Here is a 17,036-nt window from a genome sequence, read left to right as displayed (position 1 = left end):
ACGCGAACCGCGTCACCGGGGGCTCCGACGGAGCCGCAGCTTGCGATCGAGTTCTGCCGACTGCCGGGTACTACATCTCGATGCCGAGCGAAGGCACGGGCAGCGCCATCTCGACGTACTGCTGTGGCCTGCGGAGCGCCAACCACCTGAAACGCCTGACGAAATCCGGGTCATCGCGGCCGGCTCCCTGTGGAATTTTCTGCAGGGAGTGGTCGATGGGTCGGGCTTCGGGTTCGCAGTCGAGTTGACGTCCTCCCCGGGATGGCGTCACGTGGCGGCGCGGGCGGCAGAGGGGAGTCGCTCGGTGAATGTGCTGATGGCACAGGAGGAGCGCCGATATCTCGTGAACTGCTGGGCCGGTGGCGTCCACATGGCCACAGGCGAAACCGAGGATCTCTCCGAGGTCGCCGGCGCGATGAACTCGTGGCTGCGGACACCCCGGACACGTCAACTCGTGGCGCAGTGGCCCTTTCTGCGGACCTGAGAGCTGGCGGAGGCCCATGAACGAGGAGACGCCGTACCGGTACGGTGGCGACAACTAACGCCTCCGACTCACGAACTTCACGGCCGTGGCCAAGCCCTACGACCGGCGTGCCCACCTCTACGGGGCCTGGCCGTTCCCTTCAGTCCTCAGCCGCGGCCGCAGCGACGCAGAACTCGTTGCCCTCCGGGTCGGCCATCACCATGTGGTGACCATCGAACACCTCAAGAACGTTGCCGCCCGCCTTGACCAGGCGTTCGGACTCCCTCGTGATCCGCGCCCACCGCTCGGCGGGACGTCCGTGTCCCGGCACGCGAACGTCGATATGAAGTCGGTTCTTCGCTGCTTTCGGCTCGGGGACCTTGAGAAGGGAGAGCCGGGGGCCGGCACCGTCAGGATCGCACAGCCACGCGCCGTCGTCTTCGGATTCGTCATCCGGGAGATCGAACTGCGCGAGCCACTCCGCGCGGGTTTCGAAGGGAGCGGGCGGCGGCTCGTCGATGTATCCCAGGGCCGTCTTCCAGAACTGGGCGAGGAGCTGCGCGTCCATGCAATCAAGGGTCAGATCGATTCTGGCTGCCATGACAAGACCCTACTGCGCACCTCTGACAAGCACGCCTGAGTCGACCCGACAGGCAGCCGCCGGCTACACGCCGTGACCCGCCGGACGCTGCCCGACCTGACCTCTGCCCGACTGCATGTGTATCGCGCCGACGCCCTACCGATCCGCCGCACCTGATGCCGATCCGCCGTTGATCGTGGCGCGTACTGGGGACGCGGCGGCCTCCTCTGCCCGAACGAACGCTCTCGCCCGTTCACGTACCGCCCGCGACCAGCCCTGCGGATCTGCATCGTAGAGGGCGCACTGTTCCTCCCAGTGGGCGAGTCCGTCGGCGACGTCATTGAGCGAAGCAACCCATTCACCCTCACCCGAAGTGCCGTGCCGGACAACGTCGGGACGGTCTGGATCGCAGCAGAGGTCGAACCCGTGCAGGTACTGCAGGCCCGTGAGGACCAACGGTTCCTCGAAGTCAGTGAACGCGCCTTCGCCCTCCACCCACCGAAATGCCCACGCATGTACGGCCTCACGCGTCACCTCACCCGAGGCCAGCGCACGCCATTGGGCAGCCACTTCCGCGCGGCCGGGCGGGAATGGCCTCGCATTCGGATCGCTCATGGACCCCACCATCCCAGCCCGTGCGAGCCAGGAGCCACCTCAATGTGTCTCGTGATCGCGGGACAGTGCCCAGAGCCTGTCTCTCCGGAGACTTCAAGGCGCGCCCTTCCTGGCGGTAGGCGCCACCTGTTCGGGGGATCAGCCCCGCGTTCTCCCTCGCGGGTGTCCAGGCCGGTGGGACTCTCGCCTGTCAGGCGAACGCGCCTGGCCGATCACGAAGGAGAGCGATATGCGCAGCTCACGTACACGCACCAAGGCCGGACTGACCACCGTGGCGCTGGTGCTGGGAAGCGGCCTGGTGGCGGCCCAGACAGGTGCCGCTCACGCCGACACCGGCCGCCCTGCCCAGGCAGCGCCGTCGGTTCCGGAGGTCGCGGCGCTGGACGTCGTCTCCGGCCTGTTCTCGAACTCGGTGGAAGTCGCTGACAACGGGGGCAAGGGCGAGGGCAGCGAGAAGGACGGCAAGGGAAAGGGGAAGGGGAAGGGCAAAGGCAAGGGGAAGGGAAAGGCGGAGGGCAAGGGCGGCAAGGGCGGTGCTGAAGACCAGGGCTGACACGCGCAGGCGTTGAGCGGGTGCCCGCTCCGCGCTCGAAGCCCCCCGCCGTACCGGCTGCGGCCTCGACCGCGGCATGAACGTGCAGCTCGTTCATGCCGCGCTCGCCGTGCACAGAACCCGAACCCGGCCTCCGGGGCGGCGCTCGGCCGCCCGTACGACCGGATCGTCGCGACCACCCGCTCCGGTAAGACGATCGAGGTGCTGCACCTGCTCGACGCGGTCGCGGGGCGCATCCCGACCCTCGCCATGACCGGCGTCACCAGCGCGCCCGTCGCCCGGCGCGCGGACGCCGTGGTCGACCTCGGCTTCGGCGACGAGGCGGCGCTCAAGCTGCGCGGGGCCGCGCGCGCCTGGACCGAGTCGTACGCCGCGATGGAGTACCGCCACGGCCCGATCAGCGTCAGCGACGAGTCGAGCCTGGTGTGGTCCTTCGGCGACCCTCCGGCCGGCCTGGAGTGCGAAGTCGTGGCGACCTGGGCCATGTTCACTGCCGACGCACGGGACGGACCCGGTCGCTTCCCTGGTCCGCGCCCAGCGCATCCGCCACTTCCCGGCCCTTCCGGCCCGGGATGACGACGTCGAATCCGGCGGGGTGGTCATCCCGCGGCCTCCCATTCGGCGACTCGGGCGAGGAGCTCGCCCCGGCCGATGGGGTCGGCCCGCGTAGCCGGAACGGTGCAGGCGTGAGCTCCTGCCACCGCTCCGTAGAGAGCGCACCGCCGGGGCGGCTCGCCGGTCAGCCGGCCGAAGAGGAATCCGGCCGCGAAGGCGTCGCCCGCACCGTTGGAGTCCACCACCAGTCCCGGGGGCGTGACGGCCGGAATGTGGCTCAGCTCCCCCTCGACCAGCAGATACGCTCCCTCGGCCCCGGCCGTCGCGACGACCATGTCGGCCCGGCCGCGCTCGATGACCTGACGCATGGTCCGTTCCGTGTCCGTCAGGGCGGTGATGGACAGGAAGACGATGTCCGCTTCGTAGGCGAAGGGCTCGTGGTAGGCGTTGACGCCATCCCAGTTGTGCAGGTCGGTCGAGACGGTCACGCCCGCCTTCCGCAGCTCGGGGAGGGCGAAAGCGCAGGGGTACGTGATGGAGACGTGGGCGTGGCGGCTCGCCGCCGCCAGGGCCCGGACCGTCGCAGGGGGCAGTCGGTCCTCCTCCCGGGAGCGGCTGTCGTCGTACAAGGACAGCCGCCGCCCGTCGGGACCGACGAGGTTGACCGCCCGCTTGGTGCCGCCGGGCAGGGGGACCTCGGTCAGCGCGATGCCCCGGTCGCGGTGGAGCGCGCGAACCAGGTCGCCCGCGTGGTCGTCACCGATCATGTCGAGGTGATGGGTCCGCAGGCCCAGAGCGCTCACTCCCAGAGCGACGAAGTCGCCGGTCTGCCCCGCCCGCGTTTCGATCCCGGGCCGCACCATGTAACTGTCGGCGTAGGGCAGCGGCAGCTCGGGGACGTACACGATCGTGTCCACGCCTGCACCTCCCAGGACGAGGACGTCGGTCTCTGTGCTCATGGGCGTACCTCTCGAACCGTGGGTGGACGAGGGCGCGGAGGCGTCGTCACCATCGCGCGGTCAAGGGGGACGGGCCGTCACCTGTGTCCACCGGCAGGCGAGTCAAGCAGGCCGTCACCACCTTGGCAATGACTTGCAGAATGATGCCGAAATCTCTTGCGAGCAGGGGGAAGCGCGAATACCGGCCTGGAGGGGGTAGTAATCGCTCACTGCCGGGTGCGTTCCCTGGTACGAGTGAGCCTCAGTGGAGTTCTACCGCGCTCCGAGGCCACGCACGCGCCTCGATAGCAACCGCTTACATCCTGTGCCGGGAGTCAACGGAACCCCCTCAGCTGCCCGGACATCACCTTCGTGTGAGGGAAGTGCCGGCATTGATGGCCCAGTGGTTGGTTTGTAGAACTCGGTCCGCGAATGTCACATTGAGTTCGTCGATGAACTGGAAGCCGAGAGATCGGCAGATGCCGTTCGAAGGGCCGTTGCTCGTTGCCGGAAATGCGTGCACGAGCCCCCAGCGGTCCTCGTCCCGTGCCTGCTTGAGCAAGGTGCGGACCGCGAGTTCGGCCAGTCCGCGTCCCTGGAATTCCGGCAGGACCATCCATCCGATCTCCGACATGGGCCCGCCCTCGGCATCGTGAGACCATATGGTCACCGTTCCTGCCACGACTTCAGGTGCGGCGGGGTCAGGGATGATCATCTTGGTCCAGTCGCGATCTTCCGCTGCTTTGAGGACGTCACGTCGGACTTTGTCCTCCATACCTTCGCGTGGCAGTGGCCCGCCGAGGTCGGCCATCATGACGGGATCGCACCGCATTCTGACGTATGCATCGACGTCATCAAGCTGGACGTTGCGCAACTGCATCGGCTTCTCCTTGCTCCTTGTGCCAGGGCTGGCAGGCAGAGGTTGTTGACCGCGCGGGGAAATTCCCGGGCGGTGGTGTGGATGAGTGTGATGGCGTCCTCGGTGAACAGCGACAGCCAGGGCGCGGACCTCAGAATCGCAATCGGAAGCAGGACGCGCCTGCCTGCTGATCGACGGCCCACCCTGGAAGCGGCGCCCCCCGTCGGCCGGACAGCTGCGGAACGCGGCACCAGCCGATGAGGGGCCGCCGTGGCAGCCTCGGCGGGGCCGGGCGACCCGACGCCCGCACGTGAGCCGCCCCGACAGTCGACGGCACTCGGATCGTGGGTACGGAAGCCCTCCCCCAGCGGCGGGCGCTCGGCGGGCCGTCCCGCCGTGGGCGACCAGTCTCCAGCCACGCCTGACTCCCGGGAGTCAGCTGACCGATTCCCTGCCCGTGCCGGCACCGATGGAGCTTCTCTCCCTCTGCCGCAACACCACCGCCACCGCCGGCCTGCGGACCCTGTCTCTGACAGTTCTGCCGGCATCACCGGGCGATCACCGTCCGATGAACGTGTGACTGATCTGTTCCACGATCGGCGGTCTCGCGCCGGTTCGGCCCCGGTATGGCCGTCCGCGCTTGTCTGCTCCTCCCGGGGGTAGCAGCGGAGCACTGGTTGAGGAAAGGAGTTTGTGGTGTCCGAAGCTCGTGACGTGGTGGCCGTGGTTCTCGAGGACCATCGCACCATGGAGGAACTGCTGCGGCGAATGCGGAGTGTCGAGGAGGACCGAGGGACGGCTCTGAGGGACTTTGCCGCACTCCTGATCGCCCACGCGGAGGCCGAGGAGGCCGAGGTGTACCCCGCGCTCAAGCGCTTCCACAACGTGGACAACGAGGAAGTCGAGCATGGCGAAGAGGAGCACCACGAAGGTAACGAGGCGCTCCTCGCCCTGATGGAAGTGGAGGAGACCGGCTCCGACGAGTGGGACGAGAAGCTGGAAGAGCTCGCAACAGCCGTGGCCCACCACATCGATGAGGAGGAGCGCACGATCCTCAACGGAGCCCGGGAGAATGTGCCGGACGAGCGCCGCGCCGAACTCGGCGCGGTCTTCCTCCGCGACCGGGCGAAGCATCTGAAGGCCGATTGCGGGAACATCGACAGCGTCCGCGCGATCGTCCGGGCGCACTGAACCTCACGGCTGTACGCGGGCACCCATCCGGACGGGCCGGATGGGTGCCGCCGACTGACGCCCCGGTCCCCGGCGGTGCTCGGCGTCGGTCCGCGGTGCCCGCGGGTCCGCGGTCCCCGCCGGGGCACCAACCGCCCCGGACGGCAGAACCCGGCCTCCCCCGACTGAAGGCCCGGGCGACTCGACTTCCCGTGCACGCTTCCCACGCTGTCCGCCGCCGTCAACCTCCGTGGGCGCGTGTTGACTTCCGCGCCTAGTGCAGATTCACTAGATCGGCACTGATGTCCTCGCACTATGAGGTAGTGATGCGGCAGCTGACAACAGGTGGCCCCTCCGCAGGAAGGGCTCGTGGGACCGTGCTGCGCAGGTACGCGCGGCACGCGAGCACGGAGAGGTGCGGGACGCCGTGACCGTTTACCCGTTCACGTCGCATGTCGTGGTTCATTCGGGCGTCGCGCGAGTGACTCTCGCCGGCGAACTCGACCTGGAGACCGCCTTCCACGTCCAGGAGGCGGTAACGGCTTGTCTGGCGAAGCAGCCTACGAACCTCTGCCTCGATCTGACCGACGTCTCCTTCTGCGACTGCGTCGGCCTGAGCGCCTTGCTCAGGGCACGGATGTCCGTTCTTCGGGCAGGCGTGGATCTTGTCGTGGAAGGAGTCGGAACCCAGTTGGCACGGCTGCTCTCCCTCATCGGAGCCGACGACATCCTCACCGAGAGGAAAGCGCCCACGAACGCGGAGCCGGCTCGCTGCGCTTCGGAAACCGCCACAACTCGCCGTGACGCAGAAACGGCGGCCACCGTGGAGTCGCCACTCGGGGACCTTCTGGCATGATCAGGCGGTCCGCCACCTGCAAGGATGCACCGATGTCTTCACCTTCCCCTGTCAGCCGACCGGTCAGAATTCTGTTGGTCGAGGACCACGACATGGTGGCCGAGGCGATATGCCTCGCCCTGGACCGCTCGCCCGATCTGCAGATCGTGGCGCGCGCCGCGTCGGTGGCGTCGGCATTGGCCGAAGCGCAGCGCTGCGAGCCGGATGTCGTACTGATGGACCGGCGCTTGCCGGATGGTGACGGGGTCGCCGCCATCGCCGATCTGCTGGCACTCGTGCCGGGCGTGCGTGTCCTGGTTCTGGCCGGGGAGGGCAGTGGGTCGGTAGCCGCGCGCGTCGCGGAGACGGGTGGAGCCGGCCTGATCCTGAAGACCCGCGGTCTGAGGGAACTGGAGGACGCGGTTCGTCGGGTGGCAGCGGGTGAGGTGGTGTACAGCCAGGACCTGCTGGGCGACGTGCTGGGACGGCTGACCGGCCGGACGCCGGGGCTGGGGGCGAACCTGACGCCGCGAGAGCGGGAAGCTCTTCATCTACTGGGGGAAGGCCGCACCACCGCGGAGATCAGCGATCAGCTGGGGGTCGCTCTCAACACGGGGCGCAACCATGTTCAGCGGGTGCTGGAAAAGCTGGGAGCGCGTTCCCAGCTGGAAGCCGTGACGATCGCGCGACGTGAAGGACTCCTGAAGTGACGCAGGAGCCAGGACAGCAGACGTGGGCGCGGAAGCAGGCGGCGCCGATGTCGGATGCGGCCTTCACACTGCTGGTTCAAGGGGTACTGGACTACGGCATCTTCATGCTCGACCCGCAGGGCTACATCATCAGTTGGAACGCAGGGGCGCAGCGGATCAAGGGATACAGTGCCGCGGACATCCTCGGACAGCACTTCTCGGTTTTCTACCCTCCTGAGGACAAGTCGTCGGGCAAGCCGCAGTGGGAGCTGGAGACCGCCGTGGCCGAAGGCAGACTGGAGGACGAGGGCTGGCGCGTCCGCAAGGACGGCTCCCGCTTCTGGGCGAACGTGGTCATCACCGCCTTGTGGGACGAGGAAGGCATACTGCAGGGATTCGGCAAGGTCACCCGTGACATGTCCGAACGGCGGGCGGCGCAGGATGCCCTCATCGAGCGACGGCGGTTGTTCGATCACCTGGTCCAGGCGCAGGAGACAGAGCGACGCCGTATCGCATGGGATGTCCACGACGACTCCATCCAGGCCATGGTCGCCGTCGGAATGCGGCTGGAATTGCTGGCGGAGCGGGTGCCGGAGTCGTACTCCGCGGACCTGCGGCGTCTCGACGCATCGGTGCGCGAAGCCATCGGCCGCCTACGCAGTCTGACCTTCCGGCTGCATCCGCCCGGGATCGACAGGCAAGGCCTCGTCGAAGCGCTTTCCAGTCACTTGGACGACGTCGTGGGCTCCTCTTGGGGGATGGCCTACTCGTTCGAACACCAGCTGAACCGAGCACCCACGCCCGAGACGGCCATCACCATCTTCCGCATCGTCCAGGAAGCATTGCTGAACGTACACAAGCACGCACGTGCGAGCAGAGTCGACCTCCGTGTCACGTCGGCCGACAGGGGCATCGTGACGCGTGTCGCGGACGACGGAACCGGCGCGCCGATGTCCCCGGACGGCACCCGCGATCATTTCGGGGTCATCGAGATGCGGGAGCGAGCCGAGACGGCAGGAGGTTGGTGGTCCATGCACAGCCACCCCGGAACGGGGACGACAGTCGAGTTCTGGGTGCCGAACCCACTTCCAACGCGGACGCCGACGCCGACGCCGACGCCGACGGACGATGCGCCGTGACCGCGGCAACACCGGACGGCTCCCCCGGCTCGCCCTTGACCGTGATCCTGTGTGATGACAACGTGATGCTCCTGGAGATTCTGAGCGAGGTCGTGCAGGCACAGCCGGATCTGAAGGTCGTGGGCAGCGCGTGCGACCGCGAGCAGGCGCTTCGACTCGCTCACCGTCTTCAACCGGACCTCGTGATCCTGGACGTCCGTTTCCCCGGCGGCGGCCCCTCCGTTGCCAGGGACATCGCACGGTGTTCACCGGCCAGCCGAATCGTGGCGTTCTCCGCCTACGACGACAAGGGTGCCGTCGAGCAGATGCTGATCGCCGGCGTTTCCGAGTACGTACTCAAGGGTGTGAGCAATCAGGAGCTCCTCGCGGCTCTGCGCCGAGCGGCAGAACCTCGATGAAGGTCAGCTGAGGTAGGTACGGCCCGCCACGGGAGACTCCTCCGGCTCACTCCAGACCCATGTGGAGACGCAGGACGAGTCCCTGCTCCACCGCTCGGATCTCGACCAGATCGCACACCTGATGCATGATCCACACACCTCGGCCGCCGGACGCCGCCCGGGGGTCGGGCCGGCGGCGGCCCGTGAGGGGATCGGCCAGCAGGCCCTGGTCGCGGATCTCCGCGACGAGTTCACCATCGGCGCACCACATGCGCAAAGTCCCGCGGCCGCCTCCATGACGCACCGAGTTGCTGGTCGCCTCGCCGATGGCGAGGAGCCAGTCCGTGCGGCGGACCGGTGGCAGACCGGCAGCGGCCGCCCAGCGATCAGCCTCGTCACGCACGAACGCCAGTCCCTGCTCGCCGAACGGGACGACAACGGCATCCGGCGGCTCGGGCAGCGGGGTGTCGCAGTCGCGACAGACCTCGTGGGGATCGGCGTAGCGGGAGCTGGCACGGTAGGCCCCCGGATCACCGACCACCGGGTGGGTGCGGTACGCCTGTGCCAGCACTTCCTCGGGCAACGCCGTGTCGTAGGGACACAGGATGCTGACCGGGCGCCCGGTGAAAGCCAGGTTGATCAGCGCTTCGTGGCGAGTCGCCTCCCACGCCTCCGCCGGCGTACGCCCGACCCAGATCGGCTCTCCCACGATCGACGCCTTTGTGCGTGCGTCCCCTGCCTGGTCGGCGAACTCCTGGAGCATCGACAGGATGCGTCCCGGATTGCGTCCCGCCTGGTGCATGTCCACCCACCTGACGTGCTTGCGGTTGCCCTCGACGAGGTCCTGCAGAAGCGAAAGGCGCTGGCCGGGCACAGCCACCAGCACGGAATGCTCGTGGTCCAAGGCGTCCTGGACGAATGCCCCGACTCCGTCGAGGTACTCGTCGTCGGTGCCGTAGAACAGTGCCGGGTGGTAGAAGGCGGCCTGCTGGCCGGGACCGGCTGAGGTCGGGCCGTAGGTTGTCATCGATCCACGACCTCCACCACGGAGTCGAGCTCCGGGAACAGTTGCAAAAGTCGCCACATGGGCGAAGGTGCCTGCCGGACTCTCAGTGGCATGCCACCCGGCCGCCCGGCCGCGGCGTCGGCCAGCACGGCCAGTGAGGCAGCGTCGAGGTGGCGCAGGGCCGCAAGGTCCAGGTCCATCTGCTGGGCTGCCGAGCCTGAGATGACGGCAGCCGCGGCGGCGACTGCGTCCCGTGTGTCGTATCCGGCAGATCCGGACATCAGCAGGCCGGGCCGGTCCACCAGCGGAGCCACCCGCAGAGTTGGCTCGGCGTGCGGTTCCCCCCTGTGCGTCGCGTGGGCACTCGCCAGAACACTCACGTACTCGTCGGACATCAGGCGGCGGTCGTAGAAACACCACGTCGTCAGCGGCAATCGAGCGAAGACCTCGTGATGCAGGCGTAGTTCGTACTCCAGCAACCGGTCGGCACCGGTGATGTCCCTCGCCGCCCAGGACATCTCGCCGATCGCCCGCAGCCCCCGGTATCCCGAGGCGCAGGCCGCTTCCGCCGCGTCGAACCACAGCCCGATCATCGCGTCCGGATCGAACCCGGAACCGGCGAGGTACGTCTGCGCGGCAACCGACACGGACAGTTGTCCGCGCGTCACGGCGCCCGCCGCGTCGATGCCCGCATCGGTGAGCGCACGCAGCACTCGTTCAGGGGCGGTGGTGTCCGCGAAGTACTGGACCTGCTCGCCATTCTCGAGCCCGCCGCGTACGAAGGCGCCAAGATGTTCGGCCCACTGCCGGTCGTCGGAGAAAACCACGCTGGAGTGGCATCCCTCCAGCGACTCCCGCTCAGGGGACGCCGCCACCCTTCGTGCCGTCGGCATGCTGCGCCCCCTTGCCCCGTCCGATGTAGCTGTCCTGAACATGGAAACACATGGATGCAATGCGCCTGGTGCCCCGGGCCGGGGGCACGTGTGCCTGCCCACCCAGGACGGCCTCCCTTCGCTCCTGCGGAAGGTCCTCGATCGCAGGCACGGCGGCAGCATCGGACGGGAGGGAGACGCGGTACAGCAACCGGTTCGAGCGGATGTCGTGGCCGCGGCTTTCGGCCTGGACGGCGCTCGCTGCGGAGAGACGAGATCGTGAACAGCACCCTGCCGGCCGTCTGCTGGAACCGGCGTAGTCCACAACCGGGCCGAGACAGGAGAGCATGTGGCCGGGCGGCCGCCTGGACTTATGGGCACCCGCACCCGTACGCCGGGCGGGACCGCGCGGGATCAGCGGGCCGGCCAAGTTCCGTGAGTCCACCGCAGCGGCGAGCCGCCGGTCGTGACGGGACTGGGTGACGGCATGGCGGCGCGTACCTCGGCGACGAGCGCCGGTGGTTTGACCTTGACGCTGCGTCAACTTCTAGCATCGGGGTCATGTCGATCACTGTTCTTGACACCCGCTCCGCCATGAGGCGGATCCTGCTGGCCCCGGTCGCAGACCGCGTTGACCTGCTGCGTTCGATGCTGGAGCCCACCAGGGGCATGTACCGCTACTATCCCGGCGAGGTCGACCTGGTGGCCATGCACCCCGAAGCGTCCGGGTTCCCCATCGACCGCGACGGGGAGCGTTGCCTCGACGCGCTCGAAACCCTGGCGGCGGCCGGAGCCTGGGAGCGGATGCAACACGCCCTCGACAACGCTCTCACCGCACTGCTGGAGGCGACGCCGGGGCTGGGGGCCCCGGACATCACCGTACTGTTCGTGCTCGGCGATCCGGGTGACGAGCACTTCATGGGTCCCTGCCAAGGAGTGACGGGGTTCGGCGGCATCTCGGGCCACATCGTGATCACGCTCTGGCCCTTCCCCGAGAACGTGGAGCGGCTGGAGGCCACCGCCGTGCACGAACTCCACCACAACCTGCGGTTCGGGCCGGGCGGAGTCGTATGGGACCCGATGACCGTCACGGTCGGCGATCACATCGTCTCCGAGGGCCTGGCCGACGCCTTCGCCCGACAGCTCTACGGCAATGAGCTCGGCCCCACCCGTATCGGGGTGCCGCACCTGCACGACGACGAGATCTTCGGCAAGGTGCTCACCGGGCTCGACGTGACAGGCATGCAGAACTTCACTGCCTGGGTGCACGGCGACCCCGGCGCCGAGCGCTTCGGCCTCACCCCGGTGGGACTGCCGATGGGCGCCGGGTACGCCGCGGGCAACAGGCTGGTCGACACCTACCTGGCGGCGACCGGGCAGACTGCGGCGCAGGCTCTGCACGCCGACAGCTCGGAGATCATCGCCGCCACTCTCCGCCACGGGTGACACTGGAACGATGGAGTGGACGATCCAGGAACTCGCGACGAGGGCCGGCATAACCAGCCGCACCCTGCGCCACTACGACCGCGTCGGGCTCTTGGCCCCGTCCCGGGTCGGCGCGAACGGGTACCGCTACTACGACCCGGGCGCGGTCGCCCGGCTCCAGCGGATCCTGCTCATGCGCCGGCTCGGCATTGGCTTGGCGGCCATCGCCGAGGTCCTGGCCGACGAGGTGGACACGTGCGACGGGCTCCGCGCCCACATCGCCGCACTTGAAGAGGAACGGGACCGCGTCGAACGGCAGATCCGGTCTGTGCGTCACACGCTCGAGGCCCTGCAGGCGGGGGCGGAACCGCGGATGGACGTCATGTTGGCGGGGTTCAACGACCGCTACAAGGACGAGGTGATCTCGCGCTGGGGCGAGCGCGCGTTCCAAGTGAGCAACGACTGGTGGCACGGCAAGACCCTTGACCAGCAGCGGGCCTGGAAGCAGGCCACCGAAGACCTCGTCGCCGCGTGGGTAGCCGCGGTGAAGTCCGGGGTGTCTCCGACATCGGAACACGCTCAGTCACTGGCTGCCCGGCACGTCCAGTGGCTGAGTCACATCCCGGGTACCCCCACGGCCGAGGGCGACCGGGAGCGCTCGGTCGAGATGGTGAAAGGCATGGGGGACATGTACGTCGACGACCCCCGCTTCGCCGGCATGTACGTCGACGCCGCGGGGGCGACGTTCGTCCGTGACGCCCTGCGAACGTACGCGCTGACCCGCATGTAGCTCTTGTGCTTCGCAGCCACTGCCGGCTGGTCCTGGCGACCCAGGTCGCGGCGGGGGTGCAGTGGTAGCAGCCGTCCGAGGGCAGCCACTGCGCCGGTTCCTTGTCGCCCTAAGGGGGGTTGGACGCGAACCGGCGGGTGCCACGGCTCGACCGGACGGACGGAGGGGGTACGCAGTCGTGGTCGCCGGGGACGTCATCGCGCACGACGTACAGCGGACGAGACCTGGCCGTACCGGCCGCCGATACGGTTGAAGACCCTCAGTAGTTCTGCCACTCGTGGCGGGTGTACTCGAGCACCGCGGGATCCATCAGGGTGCTCGCGCGTACGTCCTGGGGGCGGCGGTCCAGGGGGAAGACGGTGGCGGCTTCAAGGACGGCGTCGTCCAGGAATCGCAGGGGCGGGGCGTCCTCGGCCAGGCGCAGCGGCGGCGGTGGACCGTCGGCGCCGGGGGTGGCAAGGACATAGCCCCAGTTGCCGAAGCTGGGGACATCCACCTGATACTCGGTGGTCGCGTAATCGGCCTCGTCGATCGTGGTGGCGATGGACCAGTACGACTTGGGGGCGAAGAACGGAGAGCCGCCCTGCACCACGACCCGGCTTCCGGGGTTCAGCACGCGGCCCAGCAGGTGGTAGAACTCGACGGAGTAGAGCTTGGCCAGCGCGGCGGTGTCCGGATCCGGGAAATCGATGATGACCGCGTCATAGCGTTGCGCGGCGTCCCGCAGCCAGTTGAACGCGTCGGCGTTGACGGCGGTGACACGCGGGTCGCCGAGCGCGTGGTCGTTGAGTTCGAGCAGCGGTTCGAGGGTACGGGCGAGCCGCGTCATCGCCGGATCGAGGTCTATGAGCGTCACCTCTTCGACGTCGTCGTAGCGCAGGACCTCCCGCAGGGCCAGTGCGTCGCCGCCGCCCAGGATCAGCACGGCCGAGCGCTTTCCCGACAGGGCGGGGTGAACGAGTGCCTCGTGGTAGCGGTACTCGTCGACGGAGGAGAACTGCAGGTCGCCATTGAGGAACAGCCGTGTATCGGGCTCCCCGGTGAAAGCGGTGGACTGGGTGAAGACAATGTCCTGGTACGGCGTGGTCTCGGCGTGGATGATCGGGTCGCGGTAGAGCTGCTGCCGAGCGGTGACCTCGATGTCGTCCGCCAGTACGTACACCGTGCCGAGTACGGCAAGAACGGCGGCCATCCCCGTCAGCAGCGTGATCCGCACGATACGGCGTGTCTCGCGTCGGAAGATCCACAGGACGACGACGACACCGGCCACGGCATTGACCGCACCCACCACCAGCGCGCCCTTGAGCTGGCCGAAGGAAGGCAGAAGCAGCAGGGGGAAGCACAGGCCGCCGACCAGCGCTCCGACGTAGTCCACGGCGAACATGTCGGCGACCGCGCTGCCTGCCTCCTGCCGCCTGATCCGCTGAAGCAGCGTCATCAGCAGGGGAATCTCGGCGCCGATGAGGAGGCCGATGGCGAACGTGACCACCACCATGGACGGCATGTAGATCCGCAGCCAGGCGAACGACACGTACAGGATGAGCACCGACAGGCCGCCGACAAGCGCCAGCAGTGTCTCCACGAGGGCGAAGGCACCCACCGCGCGCCGTTGCAGCGGCTTGGCGGCCAGTGAACCGATGCCCATGGCGAAGACCATGACGGAGATGACCACGGAGGTCTGCATCACGGAGTTGCCGATGAGATAACTGCCCAGCGCCGTCAGCGCCAGTTCGTAGACCAGGCCGCAGGCCGCGCAGACGAACACCGCGAGCAGCAGCAGGAAACGCGCGCCCCGCGAGTAGGTCGTCGGCGGGCGTGCGGTAGCTGGTGCGGTGCGGTCCAGGGTGCTGGTGCTCATGGTTTCGTTCAGGAAACCGCGGCACCGACCATGAAGGCCGTGCCGATGTACATGGCCGCCTGGACCCAGGCGGCAGGATGGGGACGGTCCCCCTGGTCGTCGAGCACGGCGGCACCCATGCGGCCGGGGGTAAGCAGACCGACGATGCAGGAGATGACGGTCATCAGGACGACGCCGGCGAGGCTGTACAGCAACGTGCTGAGCAGACCGTAGTCGAGGCCCTGCTCGGATTCGCTGGCCCTGATGGACTGATCGATGACGTAGCCGATGGCGATCGTCTGGCCGGCGAGGAGGACCGCGGCGCCGCGGTTGCGGTCCGTCCACACCACATGGACGAGCTTTCCGGGGGTGGTGAGGTCGAGTGCGATGAAGCCGACCGCCATCACGACGAAGCCGACCAGGCCGTAGAGCAGGGCGTCGCCTGCCGACTCGAAGATCTCTGCCACGGGGCTGCCTTTCGGGGACGTCGTCGAGGAGTTCGGGGTGGGTGTCCTGCGGGTGGTCACTTGCCGGTGCCGGGGCCCCCGCCACGGAACGCGTCGCTGTCCGGATCCGGCCACACGGATCCGACATGGGGTCTCCAGCGGTTGTAGCCGGTGCGGTAGTCGTCGATCTCGATCCTGCTGCCGCGCTGGTAGGGGGTGATCGCGACGATGTCGTTCCGGTAGCGGAGGAAGACCTTGTCTCCGTCGCTGGTGCGGTCCTTGGCCGAGGCTTGGCCGTCGATCTCCTTCGCGACTGTGGACGTCGCGTCGCTGCTGTCGACGTAGCCCGCGCTGCTGCCGCCGTACTCCGAGCGGATCCAGCTGGACGGTACGTCGTTGCCGTCGTCCGAACCGCTGGAACAGGCGGCGAGCGCAAGCGTGGCGAGGGATACCAGGCTGATGCGTCGGACAGTCTTCATCGGGCCTCCAGTCGGGTGTGCGTCGCCACGATCTGGCCGCTCTGCGGGTAGGTGTGCCAGGTGCGCCAGCTCAGTCCCGTGCTCTGCCGCTCGACGATCAGTGCGGTGACTGCTTCCGGGAAGCCGGGAAAGATCCCGTACAGCGCCTGGGGATGTTCGTCCGACCGGCTGCGGATCTGCGCGACCTGCTTGCTGAACTCCAGTGCGGCGAAGTGCTGGACACGGGCGCCGAACTGGTAGTTCCAGTCGTCGAAGTCCTGCGCCGCCGCGTCCGGGAGGCCCCCCTCGAAGCCAGGCAGGCAGGCCACGGTTTCCCTGACCGGCCCTGCGAACACCTGGTGGGAGGCGCCCAGGAGTCTGAGCTGCACATCGAGCCCACCGACCGTCAGGTCGCGTACGGCGAGTGCCTCGCGAGCGGGATGGCCGAGCGTGAACGCGAGCTGATCGGCGTCGGTGTCCAGATACGGGGCCGTGAGGGCTATGCCGCTCATGTGACGCTGCCCGGGCAGCTGACCGGCGCTCTCGGAACCGGGCGCTCTGTCGGCGTATCCGTCCGGTTACGGACGGCGTCGACGGCTGCGGGTACGGTGCCGACGACGGCAACCTCCAGCTTGAACAATGGTCCCCCGACTCCGGAACGTGCAAAGCGCGCTGAGTATGGCACAGGGCAGATGCGCCATTGCGAGGGGGAGCCCTGCCGCGATCCGGGGGACTTCCGGTCCCGCTGATCCTGCCGCCAACTGAGTCTGCCAAAGCCGAGTAGATCGGCTGGTCATGGGAACGATCAGGGCTCCCGAACGGGCATCTCCGCCCGCCTACGCGCAAGGATCGCCGATGCTTCCTGAGGTCCGCCCCCACGTATCCAGCACCCTCGCAGACCAGTTGGAACACCGATTGGGCCTGGCTCCGCATCTCGATGCCGGCCACCTCGATGTGGAGGGCGTCGCCGGCATCGCAGTCGTCGCGGCTGCCCACTCCGACGGCTATGCGGCCACCGGCCATCTCCTCGGCCTGCTGGCCGCGCTACCTGCCCCTGCCGAGGCAGGAGAAAGGTTCTGGTCGGACCTGTGGAGGTCCTCAGGCACCGCGTACCTGCTACCCGTCAACATCAAGGCTCTGGTGCTGCGTTCCCTGGCAGGAGAGGGGACTGCCCTGGCCCGACAGATCCTCTCGGCCGTCGATGAGATGACCCCGCCCCAGCGCATTGCAGCCGGGGAGGTGATCGGTCAGGCCCTCGTCGAGTCCGACCATTTCCCCGACCTCAAGACACAGGTCATCGGCGAACTGTGGCTCCGAGATCTCGAGCTCACCGCCTGGCGCGTCCTGCATGCGGACCGCAGACGGGACGACGCGGCTGGACGGAAAGCTTTCGTCGACGCCTGGACGAGCGTCTGACCGTCTGTCCGCT

21 protein-coding genes are annotated in these 17,036 nt (G+C 68.1%); 11 read left to right on the top strand and 10 right to left on the bottom strand.

All coding sequences use genetic code 11. The features are described from left to right. Nucleotides 1-304 precede the first annotated feature (304 nt). Complete coding sequence (locus ACFWSK_RS01045) at nt 305-484, top strand: hypothetical protein (protein WP_383780180.1); 180 nt, start codon at nt 305-307, stop codon at nt 482-484. A gap of 139 nt (nt 485-623) precedes the next feature. On the opposite strand, the gene ACFWSK_RS01040 is transcribed toward ACFWSK_RS01045, so the two are convergent. Beyond that, on the bottom strand, nt 624-1,064 hold the full coding sequence (locus tag ACFWSK_RS01040) for a VOC family protein (protein ID WP_383780178.1): 441 nt from the start codon (nt 1,062-1,064) through the stop codon (nt 624-626). A 135-nt stretch (nt 1,065-1,199) separates the two neighbouring features. After that, nucleotides 1,200-1,658 (bottom strand): hypothetical protein, encoded by a 459-nt coding sequence (locus tag ACFWSK_RS01035; RefSeq protein ID WP_383780175.1) that lies wholly within the window; start codon nt 1,656-1,658, stop codon nt 1,200-1,202. Nucleotides 1,659-1,887: 229 nt separating this feature from the next. Here ACFWSK_RS01035 and ACFWSK_RS01030 point away from each other — a divergent pair, with 229 nt between their 5' ends. Then, nucleotides 1,888-2,211: a hypothetical protein gene (locus ACFWSK_RS01030; RefSeq protein ID WP_383780172.1), complete on the top strand. Its 324-nt coding sequence runs from the start codon at nt 1,888-1,890 to the stop codon at nt 2,209-2,211. 201 nt (nt 2,212-2,412) lie between these two features. Further along, entirely contained in the window at nt 2,413-2,787 is a 375-nt protein-coding gene (locus tag ACFWSK_RS01025; RefSeq protein WP_383780169.1) for a hypothetical protein, read from the top strand. A gap of 23 nt (nt 2,788-2,810) precedes the next feature. Here ACFWSK_RS01025 and ACFWSK_RS01020 read toward each other — a convergent pair whose 3' ends face one another. Both ACFWSK_RS01020 and ACFWSK_RS01015 read right to left on the bottom strand, forming a co-directional pair. Continuing rightward, on the bottom strand, nt 2,811-3,725 hold the full coding sequence (locus tag ACFWSK_RS01020) for an adenosine kinase (RefSeq protein WP_383780166.1): 915 nt from the start codon (nt 3,723-3,725) through the stop codon (nt 2,811-2,813). A 343-nt stretch (nt 3,726-4,068) separates the two neighbouring features. Then, nucleotides 4,069-4,584 carry a GNAT family N-acetyltransferase gene (locus ACFWSK_RS01015; protein ID WP_383780163.1) on the bottom strand — a complete coding sequence of 172 codons (516 nt, stop codon included), beginning with the start codon at nt 4,582-4,584 and terminating at the stop codon, nt 4,069-4,071. A 675-nt stretch (nt 4,585-5,259) separates the two neighbouring features. Between ACFWSK_RS01015 and ACFWSK_RS01010 the strand changes: the two genes are divergently transcribed. The 5 genes from ACFWSK_RS01010 to ACFWSK_RS00990 all read left to right on the top strand — a co-directional run bounded on the left by ACFWSK_RS01010 (nt 5,260) and on the right by ACFWSK_RS00990 (nt 8,794). Beyond that, nucleotides 5,260-5,754 (top strand): hemerythrin domain-containing protein, encoded by a 495-nt coding sequence (locus ACFWSK_RS01010; RefSeq protein WP_383780160.1) that lies wholly within the window; start codon nt 5,260-5,262, stop codon nt 5,752-5,754. Nucleotides 5,755-6,148: 394 nt separating this feature from the next. Then, entirely contained in the window at nt 6,149-6,589 is a 441-nt protein-coding gene (locus tag ACFWSK_RS01005) for an STAS domain-containing protein (protein WP_383780157.1), read from the top strand. Nucleotides 6,590-6,621: 32 nt separating this feature from the next. Next, nucleotides 6,622-7,278 (top strand): response regulator, encoded by a 657-nt coding sequence (locus ACFWSK_RS01000; protein WP_383780154.1) that lies wholly within the window; start codon nt 6,622-6,624, stop codon nt 7,276-7,278. After that, complete coding sequence (locus ACFWSK_RS00995; protein WP_383780151.1) at nt 7,275-8,396, top strand: PAS domain S-box protein; 1,122 nt, start codon at nt 7,275-7,277, stop codon at nt 8,394-8,396. The genes ACFWSK_RS01000 and ACFWSK_RS00995 overlap by 4 nt, the downstream gene beginning before the upstream one ends. Continuing rightward, the gene (locus tag ACFWSK_RS00990; protein ID WP_383780148.1) at nt 8,393-8,794 is read left to right on the top strand and encodes a response regulator transcription factor; all 402 of its coding nucleotides are present in this window, start codon (nt 8,393-8,395) and stop codon (nt 8,792-8,794) included. The genes ACFWSK_RS00995 and ACFWSK_RS00990 overlap by 4 nt, the downstream gene beginning before the upstream one ends. 46 nt (nt 8,795-8,840) lie before the next feature. Here ACFWSK_RS00990 and ACFWSK_RS00985 read toward each other — a convergent pair whose 3' ends face one another. Together ACFWSK_RS00985 and ACFWSK_RS00980 are read right to left on the bottom strand one after the other, a co-directional pair. Beyond that, nucleotides 8,841-9,800 carry an anti-sigma factor RsbA family regulatory protein gene (locus ACFWSK_RS00985; RefSeq protein WP_383780145.1) on the bottom strand — a complete coding sequence of 320 codons (960 nt, stop codon included), beginning with the start codon at nt 9,798-9,800 and terminating at the stop codon, nt 8,841-8,843. Further along, nucleotides 9,797-10,672, bottom strand: coding sequence for an MEDS domain-containing protein (locus tag ACFWSK_RS00980; protein WP_383780142.1), 876 nt, complete (start codon nt 10,670-10,672; stop codon nt 9,797-9,799). The genes ACFWSK_RS00985 and ACFWSK_RS00980 overlap by 4 nt, the downstream gene beginning before the upstream one ends. A 540-nt stretch (nt 10,673-11,212) precedes the next feature. Here ACFWSK_RS00980 and ACFWSK_RS00975 point away from each other — a divergent pair. Continuing rightward, on the top strand, nt 11,213-12,097 hold the full coding sequence (locus ACFWSK_RS00975) for a DUF2268 domain-containing protein (protein WP_383780139.1): 885 nt from the start codon (nt 11,213-11,215) through the stop codon (nt 12,095-12,097). Between the two features lie 10 nt (nt 12,098-12,107). After that, nucleotides 12,108-12,866 carry a MerR family transcriptional regulator gene (locus ACFWSK_RS00970; RefSeq protein ID WP_383780136.1) on the top strand — a complete coding sequence of 253 codons (759 nt, stop codon included), beginning with the start codon at nt 12,108-12,110 and terminating at the stop codon, nt 12,864-12,866. Between the two features lie 259 nt (nt 12,867-13,125). Here the strand turns inward: ACFWSK_RS00970 and ACFWSK_RS00965 are convergent, their stop codons facing one another. The 4 genes from ACFWSK_RS00965 to ACFWSK_RS00950 are packed head-to-tail and all read right to left on the bottom strand — an operon-like array spanning nt 13,126 to nt 16,119. Then, nucleotides 13,126-14,724 carry a polyamine aminopropyltransferase gene (locus ACFWSK_RS00965; protein WP_383780133.1) on the bottom strand — a complete coding sequence of 533 codons (1,599 nt, stop codon included), beginning with the start codon at nt 14,722-14,724 and terminating at the stop codon, nt 13,126-13,128. A gap of 8 nt (nt 14,725-14,732) precedes the next feature. Next, nucleotides 14,733-15,170, bottom strand: coding sequence for a DUF350 domain-containing protein (locus ACFWSK_RS00960; protein ID WP_383780131.1), 438 nt, complete (start codon nt 15,168-15,170; stop codon nt 14,733-14,735). 56 nt (nt 15,171-15,226) lie between these two features. Further along, complete coding sequence (locus ACFWSK_RS00955; RefSeq protein ID WP_383780128.1) at nt 15,227-15,628, bottom strand: DUF4247 domain-containing protein; 402 nt, start codon at nt 15,626-15,628, stop codon at nt 15,227-15,229. After that, nucleotides 15,625-16,119, bottom strand: coding sequence for a DUF2617 family protein (locus ACFWSK_RS00950; RefSeq protein ID WP_383780126.1), 495 nt, complete (start codon nt 16,117-16,119; stop codon nt 15,625-15,627). The genes ACFWSK_RS00955 and ACFWSK_RS00950 overlap by 4 nt, the downstream gene beginning before the upstream one ends. A 343-nt stretch (nt 16,120-16,462) precedes the next feature. Between ACFWSK_RS00950 and ACFWSK_RS00945 the strand changes: the two genes are divergently transcribed. Further along, nucleotides 16,463-17,023: a hypothetical protein gene (locus tag ACFWSK_RS00945; RefSeq protein WP_383780124.1), complete on the top strand. Its 561-nt coding sequence runs from the start codon at nt 16,463-16,465 to the stop codon at nt 17,021-17,023. The last annotated feature ends 13 nt before the right edge of the window (nt 17,024-17,036 follow it).

Origin of the sequence: Streptomyces sp. NPDC058620, assembly GCF_042717135.1 — a bacterium.
In the GTDB taxonomy this organism is placed as follows: domain Bacteria; phylum Actinomycetota; class Actinomycetes; order Streptomycetales; family Streptomycetaceae; genus Streptomyces.
This window is presented reverse-complemented; position numbering and strand designations above follow the sequence as displayed.

Excerpts from the sequence above, each read along its gene's own strand:
- ACFWSK_RS01040 (WP_383780178.1), bottom strand. The coding sequence starts at position 1,064 with ATGGCAGCCAGAATCGATCTGACCCTTGATTGCATGGACGCGCAGCTC.
- ACFWSK_RS01035 (WP_383780175.1), bottom strand. The coding sequence starts at position 1,658 with ATGAGCGATCCGAATGCGAGGCCATTCCCGCCCGGCCGCGCGGAAGTG.
- ACFWSK_RS01030 (WP_383780172.1), top strand. The coding sequence starts at position 1,888 with ATGCGCAGCTCACGTACACGCACCAAGGCCGGACTGACCACCGTGGCG.
- ACFWSK_RS01020 (WP_383780166.1), bottom strand. The coding sequence starts at position 3,725 with ATGAGCACAGAGACCGACGTCCTCGTCCTGGGAGGTGCAGGCGTGGAC.
- ACFWSK_RS01015 (WP_383780163.1), bottom strand. The coding sequence starts at position 4,584 with ATGCAGTTGCGCAACGTCCAGCTTGATGACGTCGATGCATACGTCAGA.
- ACFWSK_RS01000 (WP_383780154.1), top strand. The coding sequence starts at position 6,622 with ATGTCTTCACCTTCCCCTGTCAGCCGACCGGTCAGAATTCTGTTGGTC.
- ACFWSK_RS00985 (WP_383780145.1), bottom strand. The coding sequence starts at position 9,800 with ATGACAACCTACGGCCCGACCTCAGCCGGTCCCGGCCAGCAGGCCGCC.
- ACFWSK_RS00980 (WP_383780142.1), bottom strand. The coding sequence starts at position 10,672 with ATGCCGACGGCACGAAGGGTGGCGGCGTCCCCTGAGCGGGAGTCGCTG.
- ACFWSK_RS00975 (WP_383780139.1), top strand. The coding sequence starts at position 11,213 with ATGTCGATCACTGTTCTTGACACCCGCTCCGCCATGAGGCGGATCCTG.
- ACFWSK_RS00970 (WP_383780136.1), top strand. The coding sequence starts at position 12,108 with ATGGAGTGGACGATCCAGGAACTCGCGACGAGGGCCGGCATAACCAGC.
- ACFWSK_RS00965 (WP_383780133.1), bottom strand. The coding sequence starts at position 14,724 with ATGAGCACCAGCACCCTGGACCGCACCGCACCAGCTACCGCACGCCCG.
- ACFWSK_RS00955 (WP_383780128.1), bottom strand. The coding sequence starts at position 15,628 with ATGAAGACTGTCCGACGCATCAGCCTGGTATCCCTCGCCACGCTTGCG.
- ACFWSK_RS00950 (WP_383780126.1), bottom strand. The coding sequence starts at position 16,119 with ATGAGCGGCATAGCCCTCACGGCCCCGTATCTGGACACCGACGCCGAT.
- ACFWSK_RS00945 (WP_383780124.1), top strand. The coding sequence starts at position 16,463 with ATGCTTCCTGAGGTCCGCCCCCACGTATCCAGCACCCTCGCAGACCAG.